The following is a 12,595-nucleotide window of genomic DNA, read 5'->3' as shown; positions in this document are numbered from 1 at the left end:
CGAGGTGGATGAATCCAGTTCCGAGGTGGATGAACGGAGTTCCGAGGTGGATGAATCCAGTTCCGAGGTGGATGAATCCAGTTCCGAGGTGGATGAATCCAGTTCCGAAGTGGATGAATCCAGTTCCGAAGTGGATGAACGGAGTTCCGAGGTGGATGAACGGAGTTCTGAGGTGGATAAATCAGTCTCTAATTTTCCTTGTCCCCACTCCCCACTCCCCACTCCCCACTCCCAACTTCTTACCCAATATCTTTGGCGATAAAAAAGGCTTCACCGATGGGGCCTAATGCTAATACTGGGAAGAATGTAAGTGCGCCTAGAATTAAAATCACGCCTGCGGTGACGCCTGTAAACAGTCCGGTATCGGTTCGTAATGTACCAGTCGTGTAGGGAACAGCTTGCTTACGAGACATACTATCTGCTAATAACAGCAAACCGATGATCGGTATATAGCGTCCTGCCAGTAAACTGAAACAGGTACTCAGGTTCCACCAGAGGGCGGTTGCGGTAGTTTTGGCGCCTGTAGCGATCGCAAAAGGAGAAGGTTGTGAATCGCCTAAACCTTCAAACCCAGAACCGTTGTTAGCAGCAGCTGAAGCATATTCGTAGATCACTTGAGAAAAGCCGTGAAAGCCGGGATTGCTAATCCCTGCCAGTTGGTCAGGAAAAGCTAAGGCGATCGCCCCTGGAATCAAAATGGCGATCGGGTGAACCAGTAAAATCAGGAAGCTAGCTAGCACGACCTCACGCTTTTCAATCTTCCGTCCCAGAAATTCTGGCGTGCGTCCCACCATCAGACCCGTGACGAATACCGCCAGGATGCTATAGGCAAACAAGTAAGCTGTTCCTGTACCCTGTCCACCCCACATGATTTGCAGGAACATATTAGAGAGAAAAATAAAACCACCGGCGGGCATGAAGGAGTCGTGGAAACCGTTGACGGCGCCGCACATGGTTCCGGTTGTACTTACTGCAAATAATACAGATTCTGCCCAACCAAACCGGACTTCTTTACCCTCTAGATTCGGTTGCTGACTGCCCAAAAGCGTATTTACAGCCGGATTGCCGTTATATTCTCCAATAGCGGTGACAATCAGAAATCCGACAAAGATTACACCGACCATGCCGTAGAGTAACCAAGCTTGTTTGGGGTTATTTGCAAACAAGCCATAGGTATAGATCAGGGACGTGGGAATCGAAAGCATTGCCACGATCTGAATTAAGTTAGTAAATCCACTGGGATTTTCAAAGGGGTGTGCCGAGTTGATCGCAAAAAAGCCGCCGCCGTTTTCTCCTAATTGTTTGATAATTTCAAAATGGGCAACGGGGCCACGAGCGATCGCCTGACTGATATTCGGATCTTCCAAGGTCGGGAATACAGCTGCACCCGCCAGTGTTTCTGGAACACCAGCTGCCATAAAGGCGATCGCGCCCACAATACAAATCGGCAGCAAAATTCGGGTAATCGAGCGAATTAGGTCTACATAAAAGTTACCCAACGATCTACCCGTCAATCCCCGAATAAAAGCAATTCCTACCGCCAAACCAGTTCCAGCAGAGGTGAACATATGGTAGCCCAGCCCGAACATTTGACTACCGTAGCTCAAGTAAGTTTCACCAGAATAGTGCTGCTGGTTGGTATTGGTAATGAAGGAAATCGTGGTGTGTAGTATGGTGTCCCAGGTTGGGGCATCTATCTTGGTCGGGTTAAGCGGTAGCCATCCCTGATTTGCGATGATAAAGAAAATCAGCAAACCCATGACTACGTTGCTATACAGAATTGCTCGCGCATACTGCCAACCCGTCATATTTTCTTGGCTTTGAACGCCTACCAAAGAATAAAGCGATCGCTCAACCGGATTCAAAATTGGGTCGAGAAAAGTACTTTGCTCTAGGTAGACACGCGCCATATAGCGCCCAAAAAAGGGAGTAATCGCTACTACAATTAGTAGCGTTAATATAATTTGAATCCATCCTTCTAGCATTGGATTAGTCGAACTCCGACATGAATAAACTTCAGATGAATATCAGATATTTTTTGGCGATAAATCAGAAAAAACTATGTCGCCATTATTTATTAACTAACCTATAACTATGTGCTTTCTCAATCAATCATCGAGCTTTTTATTAAAGAACACAAGATATAAATTAATATTTAAACTAGCCTATACAAGGAATATATTTGTCTATATATACAAATCTTCAGAGTGTTTATCTCGATATATATCTGCAAATATAGAGCAACAGCTAAATGCTAAACAACTATAGCGGTTCTCAATTGCATAGAATACAGACCACTCATAGGGAACATTGCTCATACGTGTCAACTTAGAGCCAGGGCAATAGAATTTGCGGCTACACAAACGTACTCCTTCTCTTCCTTCTCTCTCTGTGTCCTCTGCGCCTCTGCGGTTCGTAAAGAAAATTACTTTTTTCAAAATTAAAAATTAACAAGCCCCTAAATAAATTTAGGGGCTTGTTAATTTTTATGTTTCAGTCAGGAGTCTAATTCCTAATTCATAACTGATTTTGGCGACAAATTCCAAATGCTGAAGTGTAGGCGTGTAAAAAGGTTCTGCCACCAACAGGGCCGATTTCACCGCCACAGAAAAAGCCACCTACAGGAATATCGTTCAGGTAGCGCTGAAATAGTTCAGAATCGAAATTGGGTTTACCATACAGTCTTTCACCTCGCCCCAGACAGGCAAACATCAAGGCAGCTACGGCAGAAGGTTCAGATTCTCGTTGGTGTTGATAACTCTGGAGGAGTAATTCTAGGTCTTGGGCAGAGGCTTGGGCATCGCGGAGGTGGAATTGCAGCCTTTGACCAGGACGGACGCGATCGCCAATTGCGATCGCCCCAGCTGTTGGATCGACCCCAAGAATACCCCGAATTAAAAAGTCTCCTTGCTGCAAAGCCAGCTTAAATTCATCCATTGCCACACCAACAAACAGAGAATGCTGTGCTAAATTCCGTTCTTCTTCGCTGAGACTGGCAATCAAATCTCGCAACACCATCAGAGGTACTTTCTCATCTAACTCCAGAATAATATTGCGATCAGCCTTTGTGACTTGCAATGGTTTGCCAATCGGTCGGCATCCTTGGGCGACAATCGTCTCCAAAACAATATTGCCAGTTAAAGCTATACCAACAGTGCCCTCACGATACAGGTTTTGGCGTTCCTCACCGCAGGCATCGTTACAAAAAAGGGCAACACGACCACCCATACCCCCACCACTAGCCTGTCCCCCGACAATCACCGATCCTGGATAAGCAAAATCCAGCCCCTGCAACAAATCGTTGATTCCAGAGGCGAAAGAACTAGACAGCAAGATAAACTGGGGTGTCGGTGATGATGGCACACCGATCAAATCAAGCCAAGCATCTGGTGAACTGTCCAAGTCAGGTAATTCTTCAGCAAGAATATGAAAGACTTGAATCTTCACTCCTGGAAGGTGTGCTAAAGTCAAGCTGATAGCTGGTTCAGCTTCTAGTTCTTGGGTTTCTCCACTAACTGTCGTCCCAATCACACCTCCACCACTACAGCCAATTAACACTGGCACAGAAAGCTTCTCAGCTAACAAAGGTAACAGTCGGGAATACTCACTCGTAAAAGCAGACGAAATGAATACCAGTCCTAGATCCGCAGGTACTGTTAACGATGAGACAGCTCGTTCCACCACATCTGTAACGGCGGCTTCCAAAGAATGACGGGTTGATAGGGCGTTTGCCCACTGCATTTGGTCTGCCATGAGTTTTGAGCTTCTTTCTCTTTTTAGGCTACTAGGTTTTGATTTTTTATTTTGGGAAGAATTGCATCTTACAAGAATTGACACCAGCCTTTCGTCTCCTGCATCCCAATAAGCTGGGGTTGTCATTCCCTAATATATGCATCTCAATATATTGTATGATTATTTGTCTGTAGTACTGATTCCACAAAATCTTAAAAAATAAAGGTAAATGCATCATAGATGCAGCAGTTTGCTGTGTTAGTTATAAATCAATCGGCTAAAACACTAACTTTTGATCAGCTAAATGGTTAGAATGGTTAGTAATAAAGCCAAAAACTACCTTTTGTGAAGTTTTTCTATACTAGTATTAACAACGCACAACGAGACTAAAGCAATGACCAACATCCAAGAAACAGCAAAGAGCGACATCCAAGAAAAAATCCACGAAGAAGTGGAACAAGCGCGTACTGTCTGTGATATTAACGGTAGCAACTCACCAGAGTGTGCTGCTGCTTGGGATGCAGTAGAGGAATTGCAAGCTGAAGCTTCCCACAAGCGCCAAAGCAAGCCAAAAAACTCTCTAGAACAGTATTGTGATGACAACCCAGATGCAATTGAATGCCGAGTTTACGACGACTAGAAATTGAGGCAAGTGAATTTTCTGTTCCTTTGGTCAGCAAGCAACCAGGATTTACTTACTAAGATTTCGCACTTTTACGCCACTCCCGCCTAAAATCGTACTCTCCCTGTTTCATAATTTTCCCCAACGGATAGAAAATTGGTGAAATATCTGGAGTTAGGAATGTCTGAAGGTTAAAATTTAGTGAATTGGCTTTAGGGGCGTACATATGTACGCCCCTATAAATTTGTTTGTAGTATAAATTTCGTGAAATCGGATGAGTTGAAGGCTTAGAGAAAGAAGTTAGAGCGCAGTCTTGAGGCTAACCACTGAGCTTTATGCTTTGATTAAACTGTTATCAAGAAGAATTCAGCATGAATTGGAGTCCGATTGACTCCTGAATAAAAGGGTTTAAGCGGTCTACAATCAGGTAGTGGTATAAAACCCCACTTGATTTCTTCCGACGCCTCGGCGGAGCGTCTCCGGCTCCGCTCCTGACTTCTGAATTCTTTTTTATCTATTGTTTGAGAAAAACTATGGACTATAATATTTGGTTTCGCCCTTTCGTCTGGATTGATTACCGACTGGCAGTATTATTCCTGGTAATTATTCCGCTAATCCTTCTGATTTGGGCATTTGTGCAAAAAGCAGAAAGTATACAACGCTTATTGACTATATACTGGCGAATATCAAGCCTGGTGGCAATCACGATTTACTTAATGATTGCCCAGTATCCGGTTAGCTTTATCTCTGGGTTGATGGCTCGGATTTTGATCCCGATTTCGTTGTGGTTCTGGGTGGATCTCAACGATGAAATTGAGTATCAAACCAGTGGCTCTTTGAAATTTATTTTTACCTCTTGGCGCTGGGCTACAACTGTTTATTGTATTTTGGGTACACTAGCTTTTATCCCTTTTTTGGGTTGTGCTTTTTCTGGCAATGTGCTTAAGACTCCCTATTGTAGCGTCTGGTTCGAGGCTCCATTGCTATTCAAAGAATATTTCCATGCTAATACCAAGGCTGAGTTCTTAGGTTTTCTTGGCATAACTAGTTTAGTAATTTATGTGGTTTACTTAAGCTATTTTGTTCTGATTAAGCTGGGCAAGCAGGGACGCTCTGCCACACCACAGTAACCGTCGCTGCCTCAGCGTACCCCTACTCTTAAAAAAATGAATCCCATTGGCAAGCAACTGGAAGAATACACCGCTAAACGCCCCCAAGAAGTCCTACTTGTAACGGTGGAAATTGCCGATGAGCAAGATATAATTGCTATTTTCAAAGGCTTTTCCAGTTCTTTGATGCGTCCAACGGCATTTGATGCAGATGTACCAGTTCTACCAGATGGGGCAAACATCCTCAACATTGACCGAGTAGCCAGTCCTTACAATCCTGAAGTACCCCGTTATATTCAACAAGGACTCTCTTGGCCAGCTATGGAAGCTCTATTATTAGAAGTAGGAGTCTAACTAATTTGTCGGTGAGAGTTCAGGGTTAGTTCTGCCGCTGATTTGAGCCAAACTAATCCTGTATGCAAAAGATATTATAGCCTGCATTCGTTATATGGGTTGGATTTTAAGCTTTTGAAGCTTCCCCATAAAACCTTGATTTTAATGCCGTAACATAAAATAAGCGGTAGAACATTAAAAAGGGGCAGTTTGATTGCCCCTCCCTTAAGAGAATGCCAATAATTACTTTAGTCTATGGCAATTATTACATCAGATGATTTGACTATGGCATACACTTGTTTACCTTCAGTAAGTTTCAGACTTTCTGCTGATGACTTGGTAATAATTGAAGTTACCTCTACTCCCGGTGCAATTTCCAATGTCACTTCTGTATTTACAGATCCAACTACGATGTTTTTCACTGTACCTTTGAGAGCATTGCGAGCGCTAACTTGCATTTTACGATTTTTCCTTTTGTTTTTCTTAACACATTAATCATAACAACTATTTACATTAAATCCTCTGGCTACAGGTATAAAGTTCACTATTTTTTAGTATTTATTGTATCAAGTAATATATCTAAGTAAATTCAGCCTATTTAGTTGGTAATTTTTCCTAAAAATGTAGTTATCTCTGCTGATTTCCAGTTTTATTGGTAATTAAAACCCTAAAATTCAGGAGACTGCGATCGCCAGTTTTCACAACCCTTTTAGAAAAGCGATCGCATACGAACCCTTCCAGAAATTGCAGCGCGACTTTTGAGGCTAAGACTGTAGCTCTAGGCGCTAACGCAATGCTTACGGCAGTTACTCCATGTTGTAGCGACTGCCGTTGCTCCAGACGTGTTGCACAATACTTCTCAATAACCCTGCATTAGGACATCAAAACATTCTTGACACAACACTTCTCTATGTCCAATGAATCTCTTTTGAACGAAAAGCTCTATCCCAATCGTTAGCAATCACTTCCATGATATTAATCATGCCTTCATAGCCAAAATATGGCTTATCAACATAAGTTTCTCTGTTAGTGGGGCTAAATACATCAAAAGCAATTTTGATTCCCAATTCCTCTGCCATGTATTTTTCCCATGCCGAGCCAATCACAGCATCAACATCAAACTCTTCTAAGGTCTGTTTTACCTGATAGCCATCTGCCGAAAATATTACACGGGAAGCAAGACCGAGGCTGTGCAGTTCTCGCTCCAAAATTGAACGAGAATCAGGCATCGCCGAGCGAAATAATAAGACTTCCGGAATCATCTCCAATTCTTCAAAGAGCATTCTCACCAGTCCAATGCCAAGCGTCCCATCCGCAGATATGGCAATTCTACAGTTACGATATCGGGGAATAATCATCAATGCTCGTTTGCGAAGTGTATCTACGACCATTTCTTCGCCTTGTTTGATGATTGGCTCCACTTTTTCATCTATCTTGAAATGTGCCGCCAATGCCTTCAACCACCGAGTAGTGTTGTTTACACCTATTGGTAAAGGTATATCATCAAGGATAAGCGGGATGTCATGGGTCTGTTGCATTTTCCGAGCAAACTTATACCCAACATCATGACTGAGAACAATATTGGCGGTTGCTTCACCAGCTTGCTCTAGTTCTTCAAAGGAGGTATTATGAGAGAAGACAGTCTGTACTCTGATCCTTAAAGATTTTAAAATCTGCGTTACCCATTGCAAATCAGCCCACCAAGTAGGATTAAGATTTGCCTGTGGCGCAATGATATTTACAATCCTCGGCTTTCTGCCCCTTCTCTTGGTCTGCCTTTTTTTGATAAAAGGAAGTAAAGCCTCCAAACCCATTTCCAAGCCATCGTAAGCATTGCCCTGAAACCCACCAGCCATTAAAGGAACGAGTTTGGCTTTGATATCTGGCTGGAGCTGGTTGCACAATCCCGCAATATCTTCACCAATGATGTCTGCCGCGCAAGTCCCAACGACAAACATCACCTTAGAATCAAAAGATTGATCCGCCTCTTTAATCATCCCTTTGAGTTTCTCAGACGCTCCCATCACAATGTCTGACTCAAAAAGACGAGTACAACCTACTTTCCGCTTGGTGAAATCAACCTCATGAGCATCATACCCAGCTGCGACAGTGGACGCGCAACCCTGTGGAGACTGAATCACAATACTAACATCTTTAATACCAGCAACTGTAGTTGCAATACCTTCAAGGGCACAGCCAACTACTGGGTCTTTACTATGGTTACAATTGTCAAAAGTCGTTTCAGCAGACATTTTTCCTCCTGTTTCTCTAAGGCTTGACTATGGTAAATGCGTTTCAGGCAACCTGTAACGGCTTCTGTCTTCCCTGTAGCGACTTCTGCCTTGACGTTTCTGTGTTTCGCGCAGCTTGTAACGGCTTCTGCCTTGACATTTCCGTGTTTCGTGCAGCCTGTAACGGCTTCCGCCTTGACATTTTTGGCTTAAGCCTTGCCCATATCAGATGCCACCGAATTAGCGTGCAGTCTACGTAGGTTGGGTTGAGTAACGAAACCCAACATTTCCAAGAGTTTGTTAGGTTTCACTTCGTTCCATCCAACCTACAATTTTCTGCGTGAGACAAATCCATACTTTTATTCAACAAAGTTACTATTACTCGTTAAAACATTTTCCCCGCTTCTTTTCTGCATATATGGTACAGTCAGGCAGGTCTTGGGCTAGTTTTCCGGTCAGTGATTGAGCAGATGCTAACCCGGAATTTTTAGGGAACACCATTTGCTTGGTTAAGGAACTGCGAGGTCTAAAGCCATATTGGAGTGCTGTTTTAATACACTTTGCTACCTTCAAGGCTCCGCGATAGCCGAATCTAGGACGATTTAAGATGGCATTTAAATCGACTACGGGAATATGGGGGAAACTCAAGGAAGAACCAAAATACACTACTGAATCTGGATCAAGACCACCAATAAAATCCAGTAATTCATCTTCCGTTTGTTTCATGGACTCGTACTTACCAAAGGCCAGCGTCCCCTTTGTAATCAATATTTCCGGGTCTAATCCTGTTTCCAACAAATAATCTACACTGGTTTCTCGTGCTTCTGTACTCCAGGGATGGAAATTATAGATTACCGCACGCATCCCAAAATCACGCTCCAACATATGGGCAAGGGACAAGCACTTGATAGCATCATGTCCTTCGATAATCGCTAATTTCCCTTCTATATAACTCTTAGCTGCTTCAAATTCAGTCTTGATTGCGGCATATTCCCTTTCCATTAGGGCAGCTGCCTGTTCTTCCATGCCTAAATATTTTGCAGCACCTTCGAGCCATTTTTCTGTAGCGGTGATTCCATAGGGAAGGATAGTAGAGTTTAGCGGAGTACCAAACTTGTCTGACATGGCTTTGCCGATGGTATAGCCAAGATCCAAACATAAAGTACAGTTGACTGCTGCGCTCGGTGCTTGCTTGAGTTCTTCTAAAGTACAATCACCAGCGATAACGCTGTGAACTCTTGCACCCATTGCTTCTATCAATCGCACCAGTTCTTTGACATCAGTTTCAACTTCCGTCCTTTCAGGACCCATCTTTGCACCTACAATATTGACAGCATCGGCTAGTTGTGCTTTCCTTTCTGGAGTTGGCGGCTCCATAAAGTCTACGATTTGCCGAAATACGATATCAAATCCACTGCGATACTCCCCGGCGAATCCTTCACAATGTATCGTCATGATCTCAGCATCAATTTCGCTGCGGGCTTTATTCACTACGTCATCAACACAGTCACCAATAATACCAGACGCGCAACTAGTAGCAACAACGATCGCATCAGGATGGTATTTTTCATCTACTTCTCGAATTGCGTCTTTTAATTCTTTTTCGCCTCCAAAAATCACCGCCTTCTCACTCATGTTGGTAGTCACTACAGGCTCATAAGGGGAACCACTATTACGGCTATTGGTAAGCTTGTATGCCCGCTTTACACCATAAGCACAGCCACTCGGACCGTGAGAAATGACGATCGCATTTTTAATCCCACTTAAAATCTTCGTTGCAGTCCAAAATTTGCAGGGACGGGTATGACTACCTTGTAAAGTGGTCTTAATCTTACCTTCTTTTGCCAAGCGATACAGTTCGCTCAAATTCCCGTAAAATACGACATTCTTATCTATACTTGTTGCAGTCATGAATGCTCTCCAACCTTTCAATAGCTTCTGTAGCGTAGGTGATTAGATCCCCGACTTCTTAAAGAAGTCGGGGATCTCGCAGATCGTCAAGTGTCTTATTCAGTCTTCTACCAAACGTTTAAGATCCACTCGCGCTCGTGCTTGTTCTCCATATCTGCAAACATGGCGTTGGCAATGTTGTCTGCTAGCCATTCTGCTCCTTTATAGCCAATCACAGGATATTTCCACAGACCTGCGCGGTCAAAGCTGGGGAAGCCAACCCGAACCATCGGAATTTTGTTGTCGATAGAAATATATCGACCCTTGGAATGACCTAGAATCAAGTCGATTTCGAGGGATTTATCTGTAATGCGGCGCTCCAATTCCCAGAGGTCTGCATTCCAGATGACTTCGATATCACAGGCTGCTTGCTTCTCCAACTCGGCAATTCTTGGGTCTTTGGTGCAGGCTTTGTTGTCGTCTCCCAACAACATCAGCACTGGTTCTAACTCACATTCCAAGCAGAACTCTGCTAGGCCAATTACCAGATCGGGATCTCCGTAAATAGCTACCTTCTTGTTGGCGAAGAACATGTGGGCGAGGTCTGCGATCGCATCAATAGCTTTACCCCGTTCTCTGACTAAAGATTCTGGTATTGGTTTGCCAGTCAATTTGCTGATATTTTGCAGCCAGATGTCGGTATTTTTGATCCCAATTGGTGTTGGGCCAATGATTGCCGGAACCTTAAACTTCTCTTCTAAGAATTCGGCTGCACTACCGCCTTCATATTTACATAAGGCAATAGTTCCCAACGCATTGGCAGAATCAGCAATTTCTTCGATAGTTGTATTCCCAAAGGCAAAACTTGTCTTATCGGGCATAGTGGGCGCATCGAAGGTTTCTGTATCCAGTAAGATGTTTCCTGGAATGTCCATCTCTTTTAAGATGCGCTTAACTTCCGTGACATCTCCGGGGTTAAGCCACCCAGTAATGATGTTCAACTTGCCAGTTGGTTGGCCTTTTTTTGCTAGGGTAGAAATGATTGCGTGTGCGCCGACATTATAGCCAGTAACTTGAGAGCCTTTGTAACTGGGAGTATGTACAGGAACAAGGATAACCTGGCGATCGGGATAGTCTTTCTTTAACTGGGCGTTGAGCTTGTTAATGGTTCCTTCGATATCGTCCCCAATTGTTTCAGTTGAACAAGTCGTAATAATTGGGATAATCCGTAAATCGGGATATCGTGCGACTAAGGTCTTTACGCCTTCCTCAATGCGTGGCTGTCCTCCAAGAACAGCGCTATTTTCATGGAGTGAAGAAGAAGCAATGTCAAAATTTTCCTTCAAATGCTGGGCAAACAGGAGACGAACAAACATACTACATCCCTGTCCTCCATGCACCAGGGGAATACAATCTTTGATTCCGATGGAAGCATATTCAGCCCCAGCAGGCTGACAGGTAAATATAGGATTGATGATTCCCTTGCGTTCTTTCTGTTTTACGACTAAAGACATTCTCTTGACTCCTATGTGGTAAAAAATTGCGTGATTTTGTTTGGCGTTGCTGAACGAAGATATGAAGTGTCATTTTGAGCTTAAGAAAGTGGAGCGATGTCTGCGGCGATCGCTCTCTACTCTGTAAGTCTCTACTCTGTAAGAAAATTTCTGCACAAACACTAACAGGATGACTTGACTCTAATTCATACTCCAATTCAACAACGCCGTTCGTTTGTAGGACTTACGCAAAAACCCTCTCAAACTCTCATTCCTCCGTGACGCGCCAGTTGCTACAACGGGGGGAACCCGACGCCAGGTGCTTCAAGTCGGCGGAGCCGCCCAACGCACTGGCTCCCCAACGCACTGGCTTCTCTGCGTCCTCTGTGGTTCGTTTTCCGTGACCTTTGCGTAAGTCCTAGTTTGGTTGAATTACCGATCTAATTGCTTTAATAAAGCGAATAATGTAATTCACCATTCTTCGACTTGGTTATTACAATATCGATCAGCATTGCCTTAACAGATTCCAGTACTGCTTTCTTTTGCGAGTTCTCCATGCTATTTAACCATGAAAACCTAATTTCCAGGTCAGCCGAAAGGATCTTCGCATCTGCATAAAAACCCCTGTGGATCAAGGTTTCCAGAACTACCTTTTCTCCAGTCAAGATTTGGGCGGCCATATTGAGAACACCATTGATGTTTTCTTCCCGATCCCATGCACGCGAGTGAAACTGCCACAAACACCGTTCTTGAATTAATTTTGTGACTTCCGCAGCTCGCTCTTGAATGTATGACGCGATTTCCTTAGCTTGCAGTTGAACCTGTGGTGCAACTTCCTTAGCTTGTGGTTGAACCTGTGACGCGATTTCCTTAGCTTGCAGTTGAACCTGTGGTGCAACTTCCTTAGCTTGTGGTTGAACCTGTGGTGCAACTTCCTTAGCTTGTGGTTGAACCTGTGGCGCAACTTCCTTAGCTGGCTGTTTAACCTGTGAAGTGGCTTCCTTAACTTGCTGTTGAATTAAAGAAACGACTTCCTCAGATACCTCTTTGGTTGCTTTACCGTTGCCATTACCATTGGTGCTTGGCAGCTTTTGCTGACCACGGATGTCATCTTTAGCCAATTTCATCAAAGGCGAGTAAATGGCATTATACATATCCCGCGCCATATTCACCGCACCTTCAAAA

At 43.8% G+C, this 12,595-nt stretch carries 11 protein-coding genes; 4 read left to right on the top strand and 7 right to left on the bottom strand.

Annotated features, from left to right (window positions below):
• The first annotated feature begins 4 nt into the window (after positions 1–4).
• Positions 5–262: a hypothetical protein gene (locus tag V7L05_RS19295; protein ID WP_335166325.1), complete on the top strand. Its 258-nt coding sequence runs from the start codon at positions 5–7 to the stop codon at positions 260–262.
• Here the strand turns inward: V7L05_RS19295 and kdpA are convergent.
• Both kdpA and V7L05_RS19285 read right to left on the bottom strand, forming a co-directional pair.
• On the bottom strand, positions 240–1,985 hold the full coding sequence (gene kdpA, locus V7L05_RS19290) for a potassium-transporting ATPase subunit KdpA (RefSeq protein ID WP_335166323.1): 1,746 nt from the start codon (positions 1,983–1,985) through the stop codon (positions 240–242). The two genes, V7L05_RS19295 and kdpA, sit on opposite strands and share 23 nt — an antisense overlap.
• A gap of 532 nt (positions 1,986–2,517) precedes the next feature.
• Positions 2,518–3,753 carry an FIST signal transduction protein gene (locus V7L05_RS19285; RefSeq protein ID WP_335166321.1) on the bottom strand — a complete coding sequence of 412 codons (1,236 nt, stop codon included), beginning with the start codon at positions 3,751–3,753 and terminating at the stop codon, positions 2,518–2,520.
• A gap of 373 nt (positions 3,754–4,126) precedes the next feature.
• Here V7L05_RS19285 and V7L05_RS19280 point away from each other — a divergent pair, with 373 nt between their 5' ends.
• From V7L05_RS19280 to V7L05_RS19270, 3 genes are all read left to right on the top strand, one after another.
• Entirely contained in the window at positions 4,127–4,372 is a 246-nt protein-coding gene (locus V7L05_RS19280; protein WP_292769998.1) for a Calvin cycle protein CP12, read from the top strand.
• A 515-nt stretch (positions 4,373–4,887) separates the two neighbouring features.
• On the top strand, positions 4,888–5,484 hold the full coding sequence (locus tag V7L05_RS19275) for a DUF3177 family protein (RefSeq protein WP_335166320.1): 597 nt from the start codon (positions 4,888–4,890) through the stop codon (positions 5,482–5,484).
• 36 nt (positions 5,485–5,520) lie between these two features.
• On the top strand, positions 5,521–5,817 hold the full coding sequence (locus V7L05_RS19270) for a DUF7734 family protein (RefSeq protein ID WP_335166318.1): 297 nt from the start codon (positions 5,521–5,523) through the stop codon (positions 5,815–5,817).
• A gap of 227 nt (positions 5,818–6,044) precedes the next feature.
• Here the strand turns inward: V7L05_RS19270 and V7L05_RS19265 are convergent, their stop codons facing one another.
• The 5 genes from V7L05_RS19265 to vnfG form a co-directional block, all read right to left on the bottom strand.
• The gene (locus V7L05_RS19265) at positions 6,045–6,254 is read right to left on the bottom strand and encodes a TOBE domain-containing protein (protein WP_334945783.1); all 210 of its coding nucleotides are present in this window, start codon (positions 6,252–6,254) and stop codon (positions 6,045–6,047) included.
• Between the two features lie 450 nt (positions 6,255–6,704).
• Entirely contained in the window at positions 6,705–8,048 is a 1,344-nt protein-coding gene (locus tag V7L05_RS19260) for a nitrogenase component 1 (RefSeq protein ID WP_335166316.1), read from the bottom strand.
• 357 nt (positions 8,049–8,405) lie between these two features.
• Positions 8,406–9,938, bottom strand: coding sequence for a nitrogenase component 1 (locus V7L05_RS19255; protein WP_335166314.1), 1,533 nt, complete (start codon positions 9,936–9,938; stop codon positions 8,406–8,408).
• 107 nt (positions 9,939–10,045) lie between these two features.
• Positions 10,046–11,431 carry a V-containing nitrogenase subunit beta gene (gene vnfK, locus V7L05_RS19250; RefSeq protein ID WP_335166313.1) on the bottom strand — a complete coding sequence of 462 codons (1,386 nt, stop codon included), beginning with the start codon at positions 11,429–11,431 and terminating at the stop codon, positions 10,046–10,048.
• Between the two features lie 428 nt (positions 11,432–11,859).
• A partial coding sequence (gene vnfG / locus V7L05_RS19245) for a V-containing nitrogenase subunit delta (RefSeq protein WP_335166311.1) occupies positions 11,860–12,595 on the bottom strand: 736 nt, incomplete at its 5' end.

The sequence above is a fragment of the Nostoc sp. genome, assembly GCF_036917755.1.
GTDB lineage: Bacteria > Cyanobacteriota > Cyanobacteriia > Cyanobacteriales > Nostocaceae > Nostoc.
Note: the sequence above shows the minus strand (reverse complement) of the source record. Positions and strands in the feature narration are given on the sequence as shown.

Bases quoted from the DNA above. Each gene is read 5' to 3' on its own strand.
- V7L05_RS19280 (WP_292769998.1), top strand. From the start codon at position 4,127: ATGACCAACATCCAAGAAACAGCAAAGAGCGACATCCAAGAAAAAATC.
- V7L05_RS19275 (WP_335166320.1), top strand. From the start codon at position 4,888: ATGGACTATAATATTTGGTTTCGCCCTTTCGTCTGGATTGATTACCGA.
- vnfK (WP_335166313.1), bottom strand. From the start codon at position 11,431: ATGTCTTTAGTCGTAAAACAGAAAGAACGCAAGGGAATCATCAATCCT.
- V7L05_RS19285 (WP_335166321.1), bottom strand. From the start codon at position 3,753: ATGGCAGACCAAATGCAGTGGGCAAACGCCCTATCAACCCGTCATTCT.
- V7L05_RS19260 (WP_335166316.1), bottom strand. From the start codon at position 8,048: ATGTCTGCTGAAACGACTTTTGACAATTGTAACCATAGTAAAGACCCA.
- kdpA (WP_335166323.1), bottom strand. From the start codon at position 1,985: ATGCTAGAAGGATGGATTCAAATTATATTAACGCTACTAATTGTAGTA.
- V7L05_RS19265 (WP_334945783.1), bottom strand. From the start codon at position 6,254: ATGCAAGTTAGCGCTCGCAATGCTCTCAAAGGTACAGTGAAAAACATC.
- V7L05_RS19270 (WP_335166318.1), top strand. From the start codon at position 5,521: ATGAATCCCATTGGCAAGCAACTGGAAGAATACACCGCTAAACGCCCC.
- V7L05_RS19255 (WP_335166314.1), bottom strand. From the start codon at position 9,938: ATGACTGCAACAAGTATAGATAAGAATGTCGTATTTTACGGGAATTTG.